Raw genomic sequence first — 20,823 nt, forward strand, 5'->3', positions numbered from 1 at the left:
CATCAGCGACATGTTCAAGACGGACCGGTGGAACGCCTTCACGTTGTTCCTTGAGGATGGGCGCGTCCGCCTGACAAACAACGCGACCGAGCGCGCACTGCGCGGCATCGCCTTGGGACGGAAATCCTGGCTCTTCGCCGGCTCCGAGCGTGGAGGCGACCGTGCCGCCTTCATGTATTCCCTGATCGTCACCGCCAGGATAAACGACATCGACCCGCAAGCTTGGCGCGCCGACGTCCGCGACAAGCTCCCCAACACAACGGCTTCACGGGTGCCGGACCTTCTGCCATGGAATTGGCAGACATCGCAGCGCCAACTCGCTACATGACCGCAGCCTACGCCGGATGCTTACCCGTGATCCGCGCCCATCACCAGGCAGCGGGCACAAAAGGGGGACTCCGCGTCAGCGTCTCGGCCGTTCAGGAGGTGGCTTCACGACCAAGATCCACCTCCGCGTCAATGCAGCAGGCCTGCCCATGAGAACCGAGATCACCCCGGGCCAGACATTCGACTGTTTGGGGGTCAATCTGGTCATGGCCGACAATCTGCCCAAGCCGAGCCTTCTGTGGGCTGGCAGAGGCCATGATGCTGACAGCATTCGGAAAAAGATGAATGCACGGGATGTGCTCACTCAAATACCCATGCGCAAGTCACGCAAGATGCGCGTCGGTGTGGATCATTCGCTGTATTCATTGCGCGACCTTGTCGAGCGGTGCTTCAACACGCTCAAGAACGCCTGCCGCGACGCAACCCGCTACGACAAAACGGCTGAAAGCTTCCTGGGGTTCATGGATATCACGTCCATCCGCCTATGGATCCGCCTCTTGTCAACATGACCTAAAGAAGACGTTTTGGCATACATATTCTGGAGAAGAACAGGAGGAGACCTATAGTGCGAAAGGGTATCTCGATGTAGAGGTGTCAACCGCTGCCGGGCCAGTACATTCTCGCTTTGACTTGGACCTGAGTTTCGAAGAAATTCCATTTTGGGATGTCCTCCAAATAAGAAACCCCGCTGAGATCAGCGAGGTTTCTTCGTTTACGGTGACCTAGAAGCCCTACTGCCCCTTCGACATCCGCTTACGCTCGTTCGGATCCAGATAGCGCTTGCGCAGGCGGATCGCGTTCGGCGTCACTTCGACCAGCTCGTCGTCGTTGATGTAGGCGATGGCCTCTTCCAGCGACAGGGTGATCGGGGTGGTCAGGCGGACCGCCTCGTCGGTGCCGCTTGCGCGCACGTTGGTCAGCTTTTTACCCTTGAGCGGGTTCACTTCAAGATCGTTGTCGCGCGAATGCTCGCCGATGATCATGCCGGTGTAGACCGGGGCCTGCGCGCCAAGGAACATCTTGCCGCGATCTTCCAGGTTCCAAAGCGCATAGGCCACCGCTTCGCCGTTTTCCATCGAGATCAGAACGCCCGCGCGGCGGCCTTCGATCGGGCCTTTGTGCGGGGTCATGCCATGGAACACCCGGTTCAGAACGCCGGTGCCGCGGGTGTCGGTCAGGAATTCGCCGTGATAGCCGATCAGGCCGCGCGACGGGACATGGGCGATAATGCGGGTCTTGCCTGCGCCGGCCTGGCGCATTTCCACCAGTTCGCCCTTGCGCACGCCGGTCAGCTTTTCGATGACCGCGCCGGAATATTCATCGTCGACGTCGATGGTGGCCTCTTCGACCGGCTCCATCAGCTTGCCGTCGATCTCCTTCATGATGACCTGCGGGCGCGAGATCGACAGTTCGAACCCCTCGCGGCGCATGTTTTCGATCAGGACGCCCATCTGCAATTCGCCGCGCCCCGAGACTTCGAACGCCTCGCCGCCGGGGGTGTCGGCGATCTTGATCGCGACGTTGCCTTCGGCCTCTTTCATCAGACGCTCACGGATGACGCGGGACTGCACCTTCTTGCCGTCGCGGCCCGCCAGCGGCGAATCGTTGATGCCGAAGGTGACGGTGATGGTGGGGGGGTCGATGGGCTGGGCATCGAGCGGTTCATCCACGGCAAGCGCGCAAATGGTATCGGCCACGGTTGCCTTGGTCATCCCGGCGAGCGAAACGATGTCGCCCGCGAGGCCTTCGTCGATGTCGGTCTGGCCAAGGCCCCGGAACGCCTGCACGCGGGTGACGCGGAACTGTTCGATCTTCTGGCCGATGCGGCTAAGAGCCTGCACCGTCTGGCCGACCTTGACGCGTCCGGTTTCGACGCGGCCGGTCAGCAGGCGACCGACGAAGGGGTCGGACCCCAGCGTGGTGGCCAGCATCCGGAAATCTTCGTCCTGATGCCTGATCTGTTTGGGGGCGGGGACGTGGTTCACCACGAGGTTGAACAGCGCCGAGAGATCCTTGCGCGGGCCGTCAAGTTCGGCATCGGCCCAGCCGTTGCGGCCCGAGGCGTACATATGCGGGAAATCAAGCTGATCCTCGTCCGCGTCGAGCGAGGCGAAGAGATCGAAACACTCGTCCAGCGCGCGATCTGGTTCGGCGTCAGGCTTGTCGACTTTGTTGAGCACCACGATCGGGCGCAGACCAAGCGCGAGCGCCTTGGAGGTCACGAATTTGGTCTGCGGCATCGGGCCTTCGGCGGCATCGACCAGCAGGACCACACCGTCGACCATGCTGAGGATGCGTTCGACCTCGCCGCCGAAATCGGCGTGGCCGGGGGTGTCGACGATGTTGATGCGCGTGCCTTTCCACTCGACCGAGGTCGGTTTGGCGAAGATGGTGATGCCACGCTCGCGCTCCAGGTCGTTGCTGTCCATCGCGCGTTCGGCCACGGCCTGGTTTTCGCGGAAAGCACCCGACTGTTTGAGCAGCTCGTCGACGAGGGTCGTCTTGCCGTGGTCAACGTGGGCGATGATCGCGATATTGCGAAGGTCCATGGGGCAGCCTTTGAAAGGAAGGGAGTTTGGGCTTCGCCTAGCGTCATAGCGCCCGGATTGCCAGCCCCTTAATGCCCGGTCGTCGCGGAAAACAGATTGATCACGAGGATACCGGCAAGGATCAGCCCGATCCCGGCCACGGCGGGGAGATCGAGTTTCTGACCAAAGGCGACAAATCCGATGATCGCGATCAGAACGATGCCAAGCCCCGACCAGATGGCATAGGCCACGCCCACGGGCATGTATTTCAGCGCCATGGACAGAACATAAATGGCGATCGCGTAGGCGGCGACTGACAGCAGCGACGGAATCGGCCGGGTGAATTGATGGCTGGCCTGCAGCGCGGAGGTGCCGATGGTTTCGGCAAGAACAGCAATGGCAAGGATGAGATAGGGCATGGGGGGTCCGTTCGTATGCGCGCGGTAAATGCTCCGGTTACATGGCCCGGATTTGCCGCGCTTGCCAGCGGGATCGGGCCTGGCGCGGCGTCGGGCACGCCCGATGCCCGTTCGGCGGGCCAAACGGGCCCGATGACGTCGCGGCCCGCCTTGCCCGGAACGCCTACGCGCCGCGCCAGATCCAGCCGCCCCCAAAGATCCGCGTGCCCTCGGGGTCGTAGAAGACGCAGGCCTGTCCGGGGCTGATGCCTTCTTCGGCGCTGGTCAGTTCGACCAGTGCCTCGGTGTCCGAGATGGGGCGCACGATCGCGTCGCGCGGCGGGCGGGTCGAACGAACCTTGACCGACAGGTGCCATTCTTCGCGACTGGCAAAGGGCGTCGTGCCCAGCCAGTTGATCTCACGCACGGGGACGGTGCGGGTCGCAAGCATGGTCTTCGGGCCGACGATGACCTGCTTCGCGTCCACATCCAGCTTGACCACATAAAGCGGATCGGCAAGCCCGCCGATGCCAAGGCCGCGCCGCTGACCGATGGTGTAATGAATCACCCCGCGGTGCGTGCCCAGAACGCGGCCATCCGCATGCACGATCTCGCCGGGCTCGGCCGCACCGGGGCGCAGTTTTTCGATCACTGCGGCATAGTTGCCGTCGGGCACGAAACAGATGTCCTGGCTGTCGGGCTTGTCGGCCACGCTCAGCCCGTATTTGGCCGCCAGTTCACGGGTCTCCGCCTTGCTCTTGAGATGACCAAGCGGGAATCGCAGGAAAGACAGCTGTTCGGCTGTGGTCGAGAACAGGAAATAGCTCTGGTCGCGGTTCGCGTCTGCGGCGCAATGCAGCTCTGGCCCATGATCGCCATCCATGCGCTGGATATAATGTCCGGTCGCCATGCAGTCGGCATCCAGATCCCTGGCCGTTTCCAGCAGATCCTTGAACTTCACCCGCTCATTGCAGCGGATGCAGGGCACCGGGGTGGCGCCGCCAAGATAGCTTTCGGCAAATTCGTCGATCACCGCGTCCTTGAAGATGTTTTCGTAATCAAGGACATAGTGCGGGAACCCCATCTGTTCGGCGACGCGGCGCGCATCGTGGATGTCGATCCCTGCGCAGCAGGCGCCCTTTTTCGCAAGCGCCGCTCCGTGATCGTAAAGCTGCAAGGTCACACCGACCACATCATAGCCTTCTTCGGCCAGCATCGCGGCCACGACCGAGCTGTCGACGCCGCCGGACATGGCGACCACGACTCGCGTTTGCGAGGGCGGCTTTGGCAGGCCAAGCGAGTTCAATCTGGGGGCATCAAGGGGCATGGCCGCCTTCCTGGGTCAATCCGAAGAGAATTTCGGTGAATATATGAAAATGCAACATACTCTCAAGGGGCCGTTTTAGGTCCCGTTAAATCGTGTCGGTTCAAATATCGCAAAGCCGAAACGACTGGGACATAAGACCGATGTATCTCAAGAAAATCGACGGCCCGCGCGCGGTCACTCTGCCCGATGGCAGTGTGATGACACGGGCTGACCTGCCGCCTGCCGAGACCCGGCGCTGGGTTGCGTCGCGCAAGGCCGCCGTGGTGAAGGCCGTCAGCTTCGGCCTGTTGTCCGAGCCGCAGGCGATGGAACGCTACGGTCTGTCCGAAGAAGAGCTTAAGGAATGGATCGAAGCGGTTGCGCATCACGGCGAAGAGGCGCTGAAAGCCACGTTGATCCAGAAATTCCGGGCTCCGGGGGTGGATGGGATCGAAGATAACGCTTGAATGTGCAACCAGCAGTTGAAAATACGCGACGTTCCTCTACGGTAAAGTTCCATTAACCTATTTCCGACAGTGTCGGGTCAACGGGACAGAACAAGCGGAGAACGGATTATGCGTATCCTTCTGGTGGAAGACGACCCAACCACGTCGAAGAGCATTGAACTTATGTTGACCCACGCCAACCTCAATGTCTACTCGACCGATTTGGGCGAAGAAGGCATCGACCTGGCGAAACTGTATGATTACGATTTGATCCTTCTCGATCTTAATCTGCCCGACATCCATGGGCATGAGGTGCTGCGCCAGTTGCGCCAGTCGCGGATCAATACGCCCATCCTGATCCTGTCGGGGGCGGACGATACCGAGAACAAAATCAAGGGCTTCGGCTTCGGGGCAGATGACTACCTGACCAAACCGTTTCATCGCGACGAACTGGTGGCGCGAATCCATGCGATCATCCGACGGTCCAAGGGGCATTCGCAGTCGGTCATCCGAACCGGCAAGATTTCGGTCAACCTTGATGCCAAGACCGTCGAGGTTGCGGGCAAGCCGGTGCATCTGACCGGCAAGGAGTACCAGATGCTGGAACTGCTCTCGCTACGCAAGGGGACCACCCTGACGAAAGAGATGTTCCTTAACCATCTGTACGGCGGCATGGACGAACCTGAGCTCAAGATCATCGACGTGTTCATCTGCAAGCTTCGCAAGAAGTTGTCAGAAGCCACCGGTGATGAAAACTATATCGAAACTGTCTGGGGGCGCGGTTATGTGCTGCGCGATCCCGAACCGCACGTCAGCACCCAGACCGCCGTCGCGGCAGCCGGCTGACACCGCCGCCTCACCGCTGGACGAGTGAACCGTTGCGCCCTATCACTTCCGCCGGATGGTTTGTGAAGGGGGCGCGGCGATGGCGACAAAGCAACAGATCCCGGTCGACGATCTGACCGAAGCACAGGCGCGCGAAGAGCTTTCGCGCCTTGCGTCGCTGCTGGCGGCGGCGAACGAGGCGTATCATACCAATGATGCGCCCGACATCGACGACGCCGAGTACGACGCTCTCAAACAGCGCAACCTCGCCATAGAAACCCGGTTCCCAGGCCTCAAACGTGGCGACAGCCCGACCGATCAGGTCGGAGCTCCTTTGGCAGAGGGGTTTTCAAAGGTCGCGCACAGCGTGCGGATGATGTCGCTTGCCAACGCTTTCTCGGCGGACGAGATTGCGGATTTCGACCGCGCAATCCGGCGTTATCTTGGCCTGCCTGACGACGCCGCTCTGACCTTTACCGCCGAGCCCAAGATCGACGGTTTGTCGCTGTCGCTCCGATATGAAAACGGCGTTCTGGTCACGGCGGCAACGCGCGGCGACGGCGCTGTCGGTGAAAACGTCACCGCCAACGCCCGCACCATCGACGATATTCCCGAAACGCTGCAAGGCGCGCCCGACCTTCTGGAAGTGCGCGGCGAAGTCTACATGAGCCACGATGATTTCGCAGCCCTGAACGACCGGCAAGAGGCGCGCGGGGCCAAGCGTTTCGCCAATCCGCGAAACGCCGCCGCCGGGTCGCTGCGCCAGCTTGACGCGGAAATCACGCGTGCCCGCCCGCTGAAATTTTTTGCCTATGCCTGGGGCGAGCTGTCGGAACCGCTGGCAGCCAGCCAGAAGGCTGCCATCGACCGGCTCGCAACGCTTGGGTTCAGCATCAATACGCTTACCCGGCGATGCAACGGACCTGCCGAGATGCTCGCCCATTACAATTGGATCGAAGGCCAGCGCGCAACGTTGGGATATGACATCGACGGCGTGGTCTACAAGGTCGACGATCTGGCGCTACAGGCGCGGCTCGGGTTCCGTTCGACCACGCCCCGCTGGGCGATCGCGCATAAATTCCCGGCCGAGCTGGCCTGGACACGGCTTGAGTCCATCGACATTCAGGTGGGGCGCACCGGGGCGCTGTCTCCGGTGGCGCGCCTGGCGCCGGTCACCGTCGGTGGCGTCGTGGTGTCCAACGCCACGCTGCACAACGAAGATTACATTTCCGGGCGCGATTCCACCGGCACCCCCATCCGCGACGGCAAGGATATTCGCGTCGGCGACTGGGTTCAGGTCTATCGCGCGGGCGACGTGATTCCCAAAATCGCCGATGTCGATCTTGACAGACGGCCAGAAGACAGCACGCCCTTTGCCTTTCCCGAGATCTGCCCCGAGTGTGGCTCTGACGCGATCCGCGAAGAAGGCGACGCAGTAAGGCGCTGCACAGGCGGTATGGCGTGCCCGGCTCAGGCGGTTGAAAAGATGAAACATTTCGTTTCTCGCGCGGCATTTGACATCGAAGGTCTGGGCGCAAAACAGGTTGAACAGTTCCACCTTGACGGCTGGATCGACGAACCCGCTGACATCTTTACGCTGCGCGAGAGGTATGGCGCGGGAATGCAGCAGCTCAAGAACCGCGACGGGTGGGGCGAAAAGAGTGCGGCAAACCTGTTCGATGCCATCGACGAGAAACGCAAGATTCCCCTTGGACGTCTGCTTTTCTCGCTCGGGATCCGGCATGTGGGCGAGGTCGTGTCCAACGATCTTGCCCGGCATTACCTGTCCTGGGGCGCATTGCTGAACGCGGTAGATGCGGCGCAACCGGCCGCGCTGCGCTACCGCCGGGCAGAGCAAGCCGTTGAGTGCGAACGCAAGATCGCCGCAGAACAGGGGCGCCGTGCGCGCATCAAGGAAACGCGCGAGGCGTGCTGGGCCGAAGACCCGCCTTTGCCTCCCGATGCGCGCGCGGCCTGGGACGATCTGATCGGCATCGACGGCATCGGCGAGACGGTCGCGGTCTCGCTGGTGACATCGTTCGGTCAGGAAACCGAGCGCGCCTCGATCGACCGGCTGGTGCGGCAGCTCGATATTCAGGATGCCGCCCCCCCCGATACGGCGGGCAGCCCGGTGGCGGGACAGACCGTGGTCTTTACGGGCACGCTGGAAAAGATGACGCGTGCCGAGGCCAAGGCCCGCGCCGAGGCGCTTGGCGCCAAGGTGTCAGGCTCGGTCAGCAAGAAAACGGATATCCTGATCGCCGGCCCAGGGGCCGGATCGAAAGAGATCAAGGCCCGCGAACTCGGCATTACCGTCATGAACGAAGATGCCTGGCTGGAGCTGATCGGGGCATGAGCCAGCGGCCCGAACCGCTCTGGCCGCTGTTCGCCGGGCTGACAACGCTTGGCGGCATCGGTCCGAAATCCGCCAAGGCGCTGGAGGGAGCCGGGATCGAGGCCCCGCGCGACCTGTTGTTCACCCTGCCGCACGGGGTGATCGACCGACGCCCGAAACCGTCGGTGCGCGATGCGATTCTTCCCGGTGTTGTCACGGTCGAGGTCACGGTGGGCACGCATGTGCCTTCGGCGCGCAAGGGCGGCCCGTACCGGATCAACGTCGAGGACGCGCAGGGTGCCTTTCAACTCGTGTTCTTTCACGGCCGGGGCGACTATTTGCAGCGGGTCCTGCCAGAAGGCGCCCGCAGACTGGTGTCCGGCCGGGTCGAGATGTTTGACGGTTTGGCGCAAATGGTTCATCCCGACCATGTTCTGCCCACCGACGAGGCGGGCGCGCTGCCCCCGTTCGAACCGGTCTACCCGTTGGTCGCGGGCGTCACGCAAAAACTGATGACAAAGGCGGTTGCGGAAGTTCTGGCGCGCACGCCCGAACTGGACGAATGGACAGATCCGGGCCTCAAAGCGCGTGAGGGTTGGCCGGATTGGCGTGCGGCGCTGCTGTCGGGGCATGCGCCGACAGGCGAGCAGGACATGACGCAGATCGCCCCGGCGCGGGCGCGGCTGGCGTATGATGAGCTGCTCGCGCATCAATTGACGCTGGCGCTGGCCAGGTCGCATCGGCGATCCAAGAAGGGGATGGCGTTGATCGGCACCGGCGCCCTTCGGCGCAAGGTGTTGGCATCGCTTCCGTTTCGCCCTACCGGGGCGCAGTTGCGCGCCATGGATGAAATCGCGCAAGACATGGCCGAACCACAGCGCATGAACCGCCTGCTGCAAGGCGATGTCGGCGCGGGCAAGACGCTTGTGGCGCTTATGGCGCTGCTGATTGCGGTCGAGGCTGGCGGGCAGGGGGTGATGATGGCGCCGACCGAAATCCTTGCGCGCCAGCATCTGGAGGGGTTGCGCCCCTTGGCGGAACGGGCGGGCGTCGTGCTGGATCTGCTGACCGGGCGCGACAAGGGGACGGAGCGCCGGGCCAAACTTGCGGCACTGGCGCGTGGCGACATCGACATTCTGGTGGGCACCCATGCGGTGTTCCAGCCAGATGTGCAGTTCGCCGGTCTGCGCCTTGCCATCGTCGATGAACAGCACCGCTTCGGCGTGCGTCAACGGCTTGAACTGGGGCGCAAGGGCGCGGCGGTGGACGTTCTGGTGATGACCGCGACGCCGATCCCGCGCAGTCTTGCGCTGGCGCAATACGGCGATATGGACGTGTCGCTGCTTGATGAAAAACCGCCCGGTCGCAAGCCTGTCCGCACCGCGCTGATCTCGTCCGGGCGGATGGAAGAGGTGATCGCGCATCTGCGCAAGGCGGTGGCCGACGGACGGCAGGCCTATTGGGTCTGTCCGCTGGTCGAGGAAAGCGAGGTTGTCGATCTCACCGCCGCCGAGGACCGGTTCAAACATCTGCGCGCCGCGCTCGGCGAGGGTGTGGTGGGGCTGGTGCACGGTCAGATGCCGCATGCGCACAAGGATGCGGCGATGGCGGCATTCGTGGCGGGTGAAACCCAGGTTCTGGTGGCCACGACGGTGATCGAGGTCGGGGTGAACGTGCCGAATGCGTCGATCATGGTGATCGAACGGGCGGAGTGGTTCGGGCTGGCGCAGTTGCACCAGCTGCGCGGGCGGGTGGGGCGCGGCACCGCAGAAAGCACCTGCCTGTTGATGTATCAGCCGCCTCTGAACGATTCCGGCACCAAGCGGCTGACGACACTGCGCGAGACCGAAGACGGGTTCCGCATCTCGGAGGTCGATCTGGAAATGCGGGGTGCCGGGGATCTGATCGGCACGGCGCAGTCGGGGCTGCCACGATTCCGTATCGCCGATCTGGAACACCAGTCCGGCCTGATGGCCATTGCGCAAAGCGATGCGCGCAAACTGTTGCACGACGATCCGCAACTGCAAAGCCCGCGCGGCAAGGCCGCGCGCCTGCTGTTGTGGCTGATGCGTCAGGACGAGGCGATCCGTCTGATTTCGGTCGGCTAAGGGGGAAACGACAGGAAACGTCGCCGCCCGAGATCTGACGTGAGCAGGGAAACGATCGCCTCGTCCTTGCCGTGTTCACAAATGTTCTCAAAAACATCTTTACATCGGGTTAATGATATGAGAACAAATGGGCAACAAAATGAAGACAAGGGAGTTTGGAAGATGATCGAGACCCTCCGCCGCGCCATCGCCCGATCTGACGGCACGCTGTTTCAGGACATGATCGGTGCGCTCTGCCTTGTTGTCATTCTTGTCGGGGCGCTGCACCTGCCCAGCTTTTGAGGGTCAGCCTCTGATCCGTTTCTGCCTGCGGTCTTTTTTCCGACCGGTCGCACGTTCCTGCCCGAATGTGTTGCGCCTGTCCCTGCAAAACCTGTGATCTGCCCGATCCAAGCAGGTTTGCCCGGCGGGATAAGGACACGCCACTGACCGCCGCCTCTGTCCCGACAGAGTGCGGCGGCTTTTTTTTGTCAGACCCGGTGGGCCAGCCGCAGCCCGCCCCAGTGCTTTTTCGCGCACGATGATCGGCGCGGACAGATCTTGCATCATCATGAAGGTGCCTGCGCGCCGGACGCGACGATAGACGTGTCGCGGAAAAAGGCACGCTGTTGCGCCCCGCCTTCAGCCCGACCCGGTCGTCAAAGACGCGCCGGTTGCTGCTGTCGACGGCATTCCGGACCGGATCGCTGCGCTGGGGTTTGGAAAATTCTGCATTGTGCGTCGGAAGATAGCCGTTGCGATCGGCGGTGGCGCAGACCACCACGCGATCGTCCGCTTGCAGCACGGCGTCCCGAATTGGGCGCAGCGGGCGATCCGTCAGTGCGGTGAAACCGGTCATCATCTGCCGAGGCTCGCTTGCCGGCATCCGACAGGGCGGTGTCAGCCTCGCTCACGCTCCTGCGCGCGCCAGAGCTGAGCTTTTCGATCCATTCCGGCATTTTCGCGATGGTCTTGGAAATGTCCCGAGCGGCGTCATCGGTCTGTCGACCGAGATCGTTGATCGCATCGCCGGCGCGGCTTCGGCAACGTCGTGGATGTCTTCGGACACGCGGGCATTGGCGCTGGCGACGTTCCTGGTCGCCTTGCCGACCCGGGTCACGGGCCAGAAGCTGTCCCTTGCTGTGATCGTCGAGGGGCTGAAGGAAGGCGGCAGTATCGACAACCTCGCGCCCCAGCGATGTGGCGCCGCGTGCAGGGCTGGCAAGGGCGTGGGCGGCATCGGGCACACGCAGGGTGGCATCATGGTCCATTCAGGCGCCCCGTCCGTTCCCACACGGAACAAGCCCGATTCCCCTCGATTGCCTTAAACGGCCTGCGCTGCCCCGGCGGCATGGGCCGCTTCGCTTGCGGCGTCGAGCGCCAGCATGATCGACGCATGACGGTTCTTGTAGGCCTGCGCCGGGCGCAGCACCTCGAGATCGGCAAAGGGCGCGGGCGGGGGCGGGCCATCGTCCTTGAGCATGGCGCGCAGACCGTCGCGCGCGGCGTCGATCTGTGCGGGCGTGCAGCCGACGATGGCGCCGCCCACGACCGCCGCCGCCGCCTGACCCAGCGCGCAGGCCTTCACGTCCTGGGCGTAGTCGGACACCCTGCCATCGCTTATGGTTAGATCGACCGTCACCGTCGATCCGCACAGCGGCGAGCGTTTCTTGACGCTTGCGTCCGGCGCATCCAGTCGACCGGTCCGGGGAATATCGGCGGCAAGCGCCAGAATGCGCTGGGAATAAAGCTTGATGAGGTCGGTTTCGGCAGACATGGCTTTCCCTTTCGGATCGTCTTTCCTAGATAGGGTTCCAGCGCGCCGCTGCAAAAGGAAATTTCCGTGATAAGCTTCGATCCACAAACTTTGGTCTATGACGCCCGCGGCCTGATCCCTTGCATCGCGCAGGACGAGACGACGGGCGAGGTGCTGATGATGGCCTGGATGAACACGGATTCGGTGGCGCGCACGCTGGAAACGGGGCGCGTGACCTACTGGTCGCGCTCACGCAGCGCCTATTGGGTCAAGGGCGAAACGTCCGGTCACGTCCAGGAACTGGTCGATCTGCGCATCGATTGCGACCGTGACTGCCTGCTTGCGGTCGTGCGCCAGACCGGACCGGCCTGTCACACCAACCGGCGGTCATGTTTCTATACGGCGATCCGGGACGGAGACGAGACCGAGATCATGGCGCCGATGGTCTGAGGCCGACCATGGCGCGGATCCCGTCAGGGCAACGGCCTTCGGTCCGATAAAGCGCAATGGCGCGCGCGTCGTCGCGCTTGGCAAGACGTTTGCCCGCGTCGTCACGGATCAGCCGGTGGTGATGGTAGACCGGAGTCGGCAGACCGAGAAGCCGCTGCAACAGCGCGTGGATGGGGGTTGCTTCGAACAGGTCTGCGCCGCGCACCACATGGGTGATGCGTTGCGCGGCGTCATCCACCACCACCGCCAGATGATAGGCCGCCCCCATGTCGCGGCGCGCCAGCGCCACGTCGCCGATCCGCGACACCATCCGGTCGGGTGGGGTTTGCACGGTTTGCGTGCCGGTCGCGGTTTCGGTGAAACCCGGCGCCCCGGCAACAGCGCAGGCGCGGGCCATGTCCAGCCGCAGTGTCGCGGCGTCCGGGCGCGGCCCCGACGGCGGACGCGCCGGGCGGCAGGTTCCTGGATAGATCAACCCGTCCGGACCCATCAGCGGCGCGCCTTCCTGCGGCGCGGACAACGCATCACGGATGTCGCGCCGGGTGCAGGTGCAGGGATAAAGCAGGCCCATCGTCCACAGCCGGTCGAGTGCGGCGGCATATTCGCTCAGGTGCTCGGATTCGCGCCGGCAGGGTTCGGGCCAGGACAGGCCCAGCCAGCGCAGATCGTCCTTCGTCCGGGTTTCCCATTCGGGGCGGGCGCGGCTACGGTCCAGATCGTCGATCCGCAGCAGAAACGTTCCCCCCGCCGCCTGCGCCATGTCCCACGCGGTCAGCGCCGAAAAGGCGTGGCCAAGGTGCAGCGGGCCGGTGGGCGAAGGGGCAAAGCGCGTTATCATGGCGCGAGCGGGGTCAGTCCTCAGTCCTCGTCGCGCCAGACACGTTCGATCCGGCGGGTGCGGCGTTCTTCGCCCGACTGATAGATGAGGATCCACGCCAGCAGGATGAACATCGGATGCGTGAGACCGCCCGAAAAGATGATCGCCGGAACCCAGATCACGAAAACAAAGATCGACAGAAAGATCCGCCCGGTCAGAAAGATCGACAGTGGCGGCAGGAAAAGGGCGAGGACATAGTTCATGCGGGCACCTCTTGCGTGGCAAGCCAGCCGTCCCACGCGGATTTGGCGCGGTCGGTATAGGCCTTGTAACGGTCCTTGCGGCCACGACGGCCGCCTTTCAGGCCTTCGATCGGGCGGAACAGGCCGAAGTTCACGTTCATCGGCTGAAAACTCCTGGCCTCGGCGCCGCCGGTGATGTGGTGGATCAGCGCGCCATGGGCGGTATCCTGGGGGATGTCGGGCAGCGCGTGGCCGAGGATCTCGGCAACGGCCATGCGCCCCGCGGCCAATCCCATGGCAGCGGATTCCACATACCCCTCGACCCCGGTGATCTGGCCCGCGAAGCGGATGTTGGGGCGCGAGCGCAGGCGCATCTGCGCATCCAGCAGCGTCGGAGAGTTGAGGAACGTGTTGCGGTGAATCCCGCCCAGCCGCGCAAACCGGGCGTCTTGCAGGCCGGGGATCATCCGCAGCACTTCGGTCTGCGCGCCGTATTTCATCTTGGTCTGAAAACCGACGATGTTGTACAGCGTGCCAAGCGCGTTGTCGCGGCGCAGCTGCACGACCGCATAGGCCTTGTCATCGGGCGCGTGCGCGTTGGTCAGGCCGATAGGCTTCATCGGGCCGAAGCGCAGGGTTTCACGGCCGCGCTCGGCCATGACCTCGATCGGCAGGCAACCGTCGAAGTAACCGGCGGTCTCGCCTGCGTGGAATTCGGTCTTTTCCGCAGCCAGAAGCGCGTCGATAAACGCTTCGTACTGCGGTTTGGTCATCGGACAGTTGACGTAGGCGCGGCGTTCTTCTTCGGTGTCGCCCTTGTCGTAGCGCGATTGCATCCAGGCCACGCCCATGTCGATGCTGTCGGCGTGTACGATGGGGGCGATGGCGTCGAAAAACGCCAGCGCGTCGGTGCCGGTTTCCGCCGCGATGGCCCGCCCGAGCGCGTCCGAGGTCAGCGGGCCGGTGGCGATGATCCAGTGGCCATCGTCGGGCAGGGCGGTGATTTCCTCATCGCTGACAGCGATCCTGGGGTGGGCGCGCAGGGCATCGGTGACAGCCTGGGAAAATGCGTCGCGATCGACCGCCAGCGCGCCGCCGGCGGGCAGGCGGTTTTCCTGCGCCATGCGCATCACGATGCCGCCCGCCCGGCGCATTTCCCAATGCAGCAGGCCGACGGCGTTCTGCTCGTCGTCGTCGGAACGGAAGGAATTCGAGCACACCATCTCGGCCAGCTTGCCGGTGCGGTGGGCGAAGGTTTCGACGCCGGGGCGCATCTCGTGGATGACCACGTCGATGCCGGCTTGCGCCGCCTGCCAGGCGGCCTCGGATCCGGCCATGCCGCCGCCGACGATATGAAGTGTCTGTGTCATGACTTGGCAGATAGGGGATCGGTGCGGCGAAGTTAAGAGGGGACGCGCGCGATGTCTGGTGCCGAGGGGGGCGCTGCCCCCCGCCTGCGGCTCCCCCCGGAGTTTATCTGGCAAGATGAAGGGCAAGATGAAGGGCGCGCGCGCCTGCTGGGGGGCTGGTCAAAACGGACGCTTGTGGCTTAATGGTGCGCAACTGAAAAACGGAGAGGCGCGCGATGGACGATCTGTTCAATTCCTTCATGAACGGCCCCGACGAAAAGGGGCGCTTTGGCATTCACGGCGGGCGCTTCGTGTCCGAGACGCTGATGCCGCTGATCCTGGCGCTTGAGGCGGAATACGACCACGCCAAGACCGACGACAGTTTCTGGGCTGAAATGGACGGCCTGTGGAAGCATTACGTCGGGCGGCCCTCGCCGCTGTATTTTGCCGAGCGCATGACGCAGGAGCTGGGCGGTGCGAAAGTGTACCTCAAGCGGGACGAGCTGAACCACACCGGCGCGCACAAGATCAACAACGTGCTGGGGCAGATCATCCTGGCGCGACGCATGGGCAAGACGCGGATCATCGCGGAAACCGGCGCGGGGCAGCATGGCGTGGCGACCGCCACCGTCTGCGCCAAGTTCGGGCTGAAATGCGTCGTCTACATGGGCGCGCACGACGTCGAGCGGCAAAAACCCAACGTGTTCCGGATGAAGCTGCTGGGGGCGGAGGTGATTCCGGTGACGTCGGGGCGCGGTACGCTGAAGGATGCGATGAACGATGCGCTGCGCGACTGGGTGACCAATGTGCGCGACACGTTCTACTGCATCGGCACCGTGGCGGGGCCGCATCCGTATCCGGCCATGGTGCGCGATTTCCAGTCGATCATCGGCAAGGAAGTGCGCTGGCAGCTGCCCGAGCAGGAAGGCGAGGGGCGTCTGCCCGATACCGTCATCGCGGCCATTGGCGGCGGATCGAACGCGATGGGGCTGTTCTATCCGTTCCTCGACGACAAGTCCGTCAAGATCATCGGGGTCGAGGCGGGAGGCAAGGGCGTCAACGACGAAATGCAGCATTGCGCCTCGCTGACCGGCGGGCGACCCGGCGTGCTGCATGGCAACCGGACGTATCTGTTGCAGGATGATGACGGGCAGATCCTTGAGGGGTTCTCGATCTCGGCGGGGCTGGATTATCCGGGAATCGGGCCGGAACACGCCTGGCTGCACGATGTGGGGCGGGCGGAATATGTGTCGATCACCGATGCCGAGGCGCTGGAGGCGTTCCAGTTTTCCTGCCGCACCGAAGGTATCATTCCGGCGCTGGAACCCAGCCACGCGCTGGCGCATGTGATGAAGATCGCGCCGACCTTGCCCAGGGACCATATTGTCGTGATGAACATGTGCGGGCGCGGCGACAAGGATATCTTTGCCGTGGCCGAGCATCTGGGGCAGAAGCTGGGCTGATCTGACGGGGCGCGGGGGCCTCCCCCCCGGTTATGCGTGGCGGACCCGCGCCCCTGGTCATGCGTTGGGAAAGCGCACCTTGCCGATGAACGGCAGGTTGCGGTTTCGCTGCGCGAAGTCGATGCCGTAGCCGACGACAAATTCGTCGGGAATCTCGAACCCGATCCAGTCGGCGCGCAGGTCGACTTCGCGCCGCGCGGGCTTGTCCAGCAGCGCGATGGTGCGCAGTTTGCGCGGCGCGCGCGATTTCAACAGACGCAGCACATGGCTGAGCGTGAACCCGGTGTCGACGATGTCTTCGACCACCAGCACGTCGCGCCCTTCGATGGGCGAGCGCAGATCCTTGAGGATGCGCACCTCGCGGCTGGATTCCAGCGCATCGCCATAGGATGACGCCTCAAGGAAATCCACCTCGACCGGCAGATCCAGTTCGCGCACCAGATCGGCGATGAACACGAAGCTGCCGCGCAACAGCCCCACGACGATGAGCTTTTCCGTGTCCGCGAATTCGCGCCCGATCTCGCGGGCCAGCGTCTCGATGCGCGCGGCGATTGCCTTGGCCGAGATCATCTCATCGACCACATAGGGCTGCTCTGTCATGGATTCCCCGTAAACCGCTTGCAAATGCGCGCCCAGCATAAGAAACACCACGGGATTGTCACGCGGGAAACGAGGGCTAGAACCAGCCACATGCCTACGCATTCCGAAACCCGGCACCTGCCATACAGCGCCCAGCAGATGTACGATCTGGTCGGCGACGTCGAATCCTATCCGCAATTTCTGCCGTGGACGGCAGCCGCGCGCATCCGGTCCTGCGAACAGGTCGAGGATCACGAGGTGATGCTGGCGGACCTGGTCATCAGCTTCAAGGTGTTCCGCGAACGGTTCGGCAGTCGCGTGACGCTGTATCCGCAGGAAAACCGGATCGACACTGAATATCTGGACGGCCCGTTCAAGCACATGATTTCGAAATGGCGGTTCGAGGATACGCCCGAGGGCGGCGTCGACGTGCATTTCTTTGTCGATTTCGAATTCCGCAACCGTATCCTGCAAGGGGCGGCGGGCATGTTCTTTTACGAGGCGATGCAGCGCATCGTGCGGGCGTTCGAGCGGCGCGCAGATGCGCTTTACGGCCCCTCAGCCTAGGCGCGCCAGCGCGTCGCGCAGCAGTCTCAGCGCATGTTCGGTGGCGGCGGCGCGCACGTTCGCACGCCCCAGCGCGCCGAATTCCACGGTCTCGACAACGGCGGCCGTGATCTTGCCGGCCAGCGCAAAGCACACGCGCCCTTCGGGCTTGTGCTCCGATCCGCCGGGGCCAGCGATGCCCGACACCGCGACCGACAGGTCGGCGCGCGCGCAATCCAGCGCGCCCCTGGCCATTTCGGCGGCGACCTGTTCGGATACCGCGCCATGCCGGTCCAGCGTGTCCTGCGCCACGCCAAGCAGGTCGCGCTTGGCGGCGTTGGAATAGGTCACCAGCCCTCGTTCGAAGATTTCCGATGATCCGGCAATATCGGTCAGCGCGGCTGCAACCAGGCCGCCGGTGCAGCTTTCGGCGGTGGTCACGATCAGGCCGCGGGCACGCGCCAGCGTCAGGATTTCGGTGGCAAGGATTTGCGTCACATCGGCGCCCTCACATCAGCACGCCGTGGGCCAGCGCGGCCAGAACGATGGTCACGATCGCCGCAAACACCCCCGCGATGACGTCATCCAGCATCACCCCCAGCGCAGAGCCCATGCGGTCGGCCTTGCCCACCAGCCAGGGTTTCCAGATGTCGAACAGCCGGAACAGCACAAACGCCGCGATCCAGCCGGGATACAGCCGCCAGAGATCGACCCCCATCATCGCCGCGCCGTAGCCGACCGGGAACAGCGCGATCCACTGGCCAACCACCTCGTCGATCACCACCCAGGACGGGTCGTGGTCGTCGCCGGTTGCGATCACCCTTTGCGTCGCGGCCAGTCCGATCGCAAACGCCAGGACGCTGGCCGCGAGCAACAGCCAGAACCCACCCGCTAGCAGGATGCCGTAACCCACCGGCAGCGCGGCAAGCGAGCCCCAGGTGCCGGGGGCGGGGCGCAGATACCCCACGCCGAAAAACGAGGCGACAAGCTTCATGGTTTCACCAGTGTTGCGGTTGCGATGGCGGCGATACCTTCTTCTCGGCCGGTGAACCCCAGCCGTTCCGATGTTGTCGCCTTGACGGAAATCCGGTCCGGGGCGACGCCGGTGATGCGCGCCATTTCGGCGGTCATCGCACCGGCGTGGGGCCCGATCTTTGGCTGTTCGCAGACCAGCGTGAGGTCGATATTGGAAATGGCAAAGCCGTTCCGCGCCGCAAGGTCCACCGCGTGACGCAGGAAAATTTCGGAGGCAGCGCCCTTCCATTGCAGGTCCGAAGGGGGAAAATGCCGCCCAATGTCGCCCATGGCCATGGCGCCATACAGCGCATCCGTGACCGCGTGCATGCCGACATCCGCATCCGAATGCCCCTGCAACCCACGCCCGTGCGGGATTTTCACGCCGCACAGAACGACGTGATCCCCCGCGCCAAAGCGGTGTACGTCGTAACCGTTGCCCAGCCGGATATCCATCGCGGTCTCCCTTGTGGGGGTAACAATAGCGCTGGCCCGCGCAAAGTCCCGCGGGCCGGTGATCTTGAGATTGCGGTCCTCGCCCGGAACGATGGCGACATCCAGCCCGGCGGCCAGCGCGACCTCGACATCGTCAGCGGCCCCGCCGGGGTGGGCGGCGTGGGCGGCGGTGATGGCGTCAAGGTGAAATCCCTGCGGGGTCTGCGCGCGCCACAGCCCCTTGCGGTCGCGCGTGCCGGTGACTCGTCCGGCCGCGCCCGTCCACAGGGCATCGGTCACGCCAAGCGCCGGGGCGGCGCCATCGTGCCGCGACAGCGCGTCGGTCACGGCGTCGATCACTGTGCGCGACACGCACGGGCGCGCGACGTCGTGAATAAGGACCGTCTTCAGGGACGCATCCCTGACCGCTGCAAGCCCCGCGCGCACCGATGCGGACCTGTCGGGCCCGCCGTGAACCAGGGTCACGTCCAGCCCCGCGCAGCAGGCGGTTGCGATGGCGGTATCGTCCGGATGAATCACCAGAATCAGGCTCGGCAGATGGGAAAAGGCCTCAAGCGTCCAGCGGGCAACCGGTTTACCGGCCAGGTCCTGCCATTGCTTGGGCCGATCGCCGCCCGCGCGGGTGCCGCGCCCGGCGGCCACGATGATGACGCCTGTCTTCATGCGGATACGCTCACTTTCGGGATCTTCCTAGGGCGTGGCGCGGGGCGGTGCAATCGGCCCTTGGCGGGTGATCAAAAATTAGGCGTGTCATGGTGCTGTGCAGGCAAAACGAGTATCAGAGATTGAATGCGGATGCGGGGCAGGTTACCCCACAAGCATATGCACAAGGAATAGGCGCTTGACTCTGTCACTGGGTGACCTCTCGATCACTCCTCCGGTTCTGCTCGCTCCGCTTGCGGGGGTCACCGATCTGCCGTTCAGATCGCTTGTCTCGCGCTGGGGGGCCGGTCTTGTGGTGTCCGAGATGATTGCCTCGGGCGAATTCCTGACCGCGCGGCCGGGAACCCGCGAAAAGGCCGAACTGGGGGCAGGCGGGGCGAACACCTCCGTGCAGATCGCGGGACGCGCGCCCGAGCCGATGGCCGAGGCCGCCCGCCGCGTCGCCGACATGGGCGCGCGGGTGATCGACATCAACATGGGCTGCCCGGCCAAGAAGGTGACGGGGGGGTATTCCGGATCGGCGCTGATGCGCGATCCCGACCATGCGCTGCGCCTGATCGACGCCGTGGCCAATGCCGTCGATGTGCCGGTGACGCTCAAGACCCGGCTGGGCTGGGACGATGCGACCCGCAACGCGCCGGATCTGGCGCGCCGGGCCGAATCGGCGGGGGTGCGGATGCTGGTGATTCACGGGCGCACCCGCTGCCAGTTCTACAAGGGGCGGGCGGACTGGGCCGCGATCCGCGACGTGGTGGACGCCGTGTCGGTGCCCGTGGTTGCCAACGGCGACATCACGAGCGCCGCTACCGCGCGCGCGGCGCTGCGCCTGTCAGGCGCGGCCGGTGTGATGATCGGGCGCGGCGCGCGGGGAGCGCCCTGGCGCCTGGCCGAGATCGCCCATGCGCTGTACGGCGCGCCGGCCCCGGAAATACCGCAAGGCGCCGCGCGCGCAGAAATCGCGAAAGAGCATTATCAGGACATGATCCGGTTTTACGGCCCCGATCTGGGGGGGCGCTGCGCGCGCAAACACCTTGGCTGGTACATGGATGCCGCCGGAACTCCGCCCGAGCTGCGCCGCCTCGTGCTGACGCAAACGCAGCCCGCCCGCGTTTGCGCGCTGCTGGACGACGCCCTGAACCGACCCGACGCGGAGGCCAGCGACACGGCGTCCGCCTCCCCCGGCAAGGCCGTCGCGGCCACAGGCAAGGCGGTGGCGGCGTGAACAGCGAACTTCAG

At 64.2% G+C, this 20,823-nt stretch carries 21 protein-coding genes and 1 pseudogene; 11 read left to right on the forward strand and 11 right to left on the reverse strand.

Going from position 1 to position 20,823, the window contains the following annotated elements; translation table 11 throughout:
• A partial coding sequence (locus ATI53_RS18335) for an IS66 family transposase (protein ID WP_146609959.1) occupies positions 1-328 on the forward strand: 328 nt, incomplete at its 5' end.
• 26 nt (positions 329-354) lie between these two features.
• Positions 355-836: pseudogene (locus tag ATI53_RS18340) on the forward strand (IS5 family transposase); the annotation flags it as partial.
• A gap of 222 nt (positions 837-1,058) precedes the next feature.
• On the opposite strand, the gene typA reads toward ATI53_RS18340, so the two are convergent.
• From typA to mnmA, 3 genes are all read right to left on the reverse strand, one after another.
• On the reverse strand, positions 1,059-2,876 hold the full coding sequence (typA, locus tag ATI53_RS18345; RefSeq protein WP_009506923.1) for a translational GTPase TypA: 1,818 nt from the start codon (positions 2,874-2,876) through the stop codon (positions 1,059-1,061).
• Between the two features lie 68 nt (positions 2,877-2,944).
• Positions 2,945-3,274 carry a DMT family transporter gene (locus tag ATI53_RS18350; protein ID WP_009506922.1) on the reverse strand — a complete coding sequence of 110 codons (330 nt, stop codon included), beginning with the start codon at positions 3,272-3,274 and terminating at the stop codon, positions 2,945-2,947.
• 163 nt (positions 3,275-3,437) lie between these two features.
• Positions 3,438-4,580, reverse strand: coding sequence for a tRNA 2-thiouridine(34) synthase MnmA (mnmA, locus tag ATI53_RS18355; protein WP_111551055.1), 1,143 nt, complete (start codon positions 4,578-4,580; stop codon positions 3,438-3,440).
• Between the two features lie 140 nt (positions 4,581-4,720).
• Here mnmA and sciP point away from each other — a divergent pair, with 140 nt between their 5' ends.
• The 5 genes from sciP (at position 4,721) to ATI53_RS18380 (ending at position 11,580) form a co-directional block, all read left to right on the forward strand.
• On the forward strand, positions 4,721-5,026 hold the full coding sequence (gene sciP, locus ATI53_RS18360; protein ID WP_009506920.1) for a CtrA inhibitor SciP: 306 nt from the start codon (positions 4,721-4,723) through the stop codon (positions 5,024-5,026).
• A 108-nt stretch (positions 5,027-5,134) separates the two neighbouring features.
• A complete protein-coding gene (gene ctrA, locus ATI53_RS18365) occupies positions 5,135-5,851 on the forward strand; it encodes a response regulator transcription factor CtrA (protein WP_111551056.1) in 717 nt (238 codons plus the stop codon).
• A gap of 79 nt (positions 5,852-5,930) precedes the next feature.
• Positions 5,931-8,186 carry an NAD-dependent DNA ligase LigA gene (ligA, locus tag ATI53_RS18370; RefSeq protein WP_111551057.1) on the forward strand — a complete coding sequence of 752 codons (2,256 nt, stop codon included), beginning with the start codon at positions 5,931-5,933 and terminating at the stop codon, positions 8,184-8,186.
• Entirely contained in the window at positions 8,183-10,273 is a 2,091-nt protein-coding gene (gene recG, locus ATI53_RS18375; RefSeq protein WP_111551058.1) for an ATP-dependent DNA helicase RecG, read from the forward strand. Before ligA ends, recG begins: the two co-directional genes overlap by 4 nt.
• An 824-nt stretch (positions 10,274-11,097) precedes the next feature.
• On the forward strand, positions 11,098-11,580 hold the full coding sequence (locus ATI53_RS18380) for a hypothetical protein (protein WP_111551059.1): 483 nt from the start codon (positions 11,098-11,100) through the stop codon (positions 11,578-11,580).
• Here the strand turns inward: ATI53_RS18380 and ATI53_RS18385 are convergent.
• Positions 11,577-12,029 (reverse strand): iron-sulfur cluster assembly scaffold protein, encoded by a 453-nt coding sequence (locus ATI53_RS18385; RefSeq protein WP_009506913.1) that lies wholly within the window; start codon positions 12,027-12,029, stop codon positions 11,577-11,579. The genes ATI53_RS18380 and ATI53_RS18385 overlap by 4 nt on opposite strands.
• A gap of 69 nt (positions 12,030-12,098) precedes the next feature.
• Between ATI53_RS18385 and hisI the strand changes: the two genes are divergently transcribed.
• Positions 12,099-12,458, forward strand: coding sequence for a phosphoribosyl-AMP cyclohydrolase (gene hisI / locus ATI53_RS18390; protein WP_034453566.1), 360 nt, complete (start codon positions 12,099-12,101; stop codon positions 12,456-12,458).
• Here hisI and gluQRS read toward each other — a convergent pair.
• From gluQRS to trmFO, 3 genes are read right to left on the reverse strand one after another with little or no spacing between them, the layout of a single operon-like run.
• Positions 12,439-13,296, reverse strand: coding sequence for a tRNA glutamyl-Q(34) synthetase GluQRS (gene gluQRS, locus ATI53_RS18395; RefSeq protein ID WP_009506911.1), 858 nt, complete (start codon positions 13,294-13,296; stop codon positions 12,439-12,441). The genes hisI and gluQRS overlap by 20 nt on opposite strands.
• 20 nt (positions 13,297-13,316) lie before the next feature.
• Complete coding sequence (locus tag ATI53_RS18400; RefSeq protein WP_009506910.1) at positions 13,317-13,538, reverse strand: hypothetical protein; 222 nt, start codon at positions 13,536-13,538, stop codon at positions 13,317-13,319.
• Positions 13,535-14,887, reverse strand: a complete 1,353-nt coding sequence (trmFO, locus tag ATI53_RS18405) for a methylenetetrahydrofolate--tRNA-(uracil(54)-C(5))-methyltransferase (FADH(2)-oxidizing) TrmFO (RefSeq protein ID WP_111551060.1) — start codon at positions 14,885-14,887, stop codon at positions 13,535-13,537. The genes ATI53_RS18400 and trmFO overlap by 4 nt, the downstream gene beginning before the upstream one ends.
• A gap of 215 nt (positions 14,888-15,102) precedes the next feature.
• Here trmFO and trpB point away from each other — a divergent pair, with 215 nt between their 5' ends.
• Positions 15,103-16,329, forward strand: coding sequence for a tryptophan synthase subunit beta (gene trpB, locus ATI53_RS18410; protein ID WP_034453560.1), 1,227 nt, complete (start codon positions 15,103-15,105; stop codon positions 16,327-16,329).
• A gap of 57 nt (positions 16,330-16,386) precedes the next feature.
• Here the strand turns inward: trpB and hpt are convergent, their stop codons facing one another.
• Positions 16,387-16,929: a hypoxanthine phosphoribosyltransferase gene (gene hpt / locus ATI53_RS18415; RefSeq protein WP_009506907.1), complete on the reverse strand. Its 543-nt coding sequence runs from the start codon at positions 16,927-16,929 to the stop codon at positions 16,387-16,389.
• A 90-nt stretch (positions 16,930-17,019) separates the two neighbouring features.
• Between hpt and ATI53_RS18420 the strand changes: the two genes are divergently transcribed.
• Positions 17,020-17,475, forward strand: a complete 456-nt coding sequence (locus ATI53_RS18420) for a type II toxin-antitoxin system RatA family toxin (protein ID WP_009506906.1) — start codon at positions 17,020-17,022, stop codon at positions 17,473-17,475.
• Here ATI53_RS18420 and ATI53_RS18425 read toward each other — a convergent pair.
• From ATI53_RS18425 to ATI53_RS18435, 3 genes are read right to left on the reverse strand one after another with little or no spacing between them, the layout of a single operon-like run.
• Positions 17,467-17,952 carry a CinA family protein gene (locus ATI53_RS18425; RefSeq protein WP_009506905.1) on the reverse strand — a complete coding sequence of 162 codons (486 nt, stop codon included), beginning with the start codon at positions 17,950-17,952 and terminating at the stop codon, positions 17,467-17,469. The two genes, ATI53_RS18420 and ATI53_RS18425, sit on opposite strands and share 9 nt — an antisense overlap.
• Before the next feature lie 10 nt (positions 17,953-17,962).
• Positions 17,963-18,448, reverse strand: a complete 486-nt coding sequence (locus ATI53_RS18430) for a phosphatidylglycerophosphatase A family protein (protein WP_111551061.1) — start codon at positions 18,446-18,448, stop codon at positions 17,963-17,965.
• The gene (locus ATI53_RS18435; RefSeq protein WP_111551062.1) at positions 18,445-19,587 is read right to left on the reverse strand and encodes a bifunctional 2-C-methyl-D-erythritol 4-phosphate cytidylyltransferase/2-C-methyl-D-erythritol 2,4-cyclodiphosphate synthase; all 1,143 of its coding nucleotides are present in this window, start codon (positions 19,585-19,587) and stop codon (positions 18,445-18,447) included. The genes ATI53_RS18430 and ATI53_RS18435 overlap by 4 nt, the downstream gene beginning before the upstream one ends.
• Positions 19,588-19,765: 178 nt before the next feature.
• Between ATI53_RS18435 and dusB the strand changes: the two genes are divergently transcribed.
• On the forward strand, positions 19,766-20,809 hold the full coding sequence (gene dusB / locus ATI53_RS18440; protein WP_111551063.1) for a tRNA dihydrouridine synthase DusB: 1,044 nt from the start codon (positions 19,766-19,768) through the stop codon (positions 20,807-20,809).
• Positions 20,810-20,823 lie beyond the last annotated feature (14 nt).

Source organism: Salipiger aestuarii, from assembly GCF_003259905.1.
GTDB lineage: Bacteria > Pseudomonadota > Alphaproteobacteria > Rhodobacterales > Rhodobacteraceae > Salipiger > Salipiger aestuarii.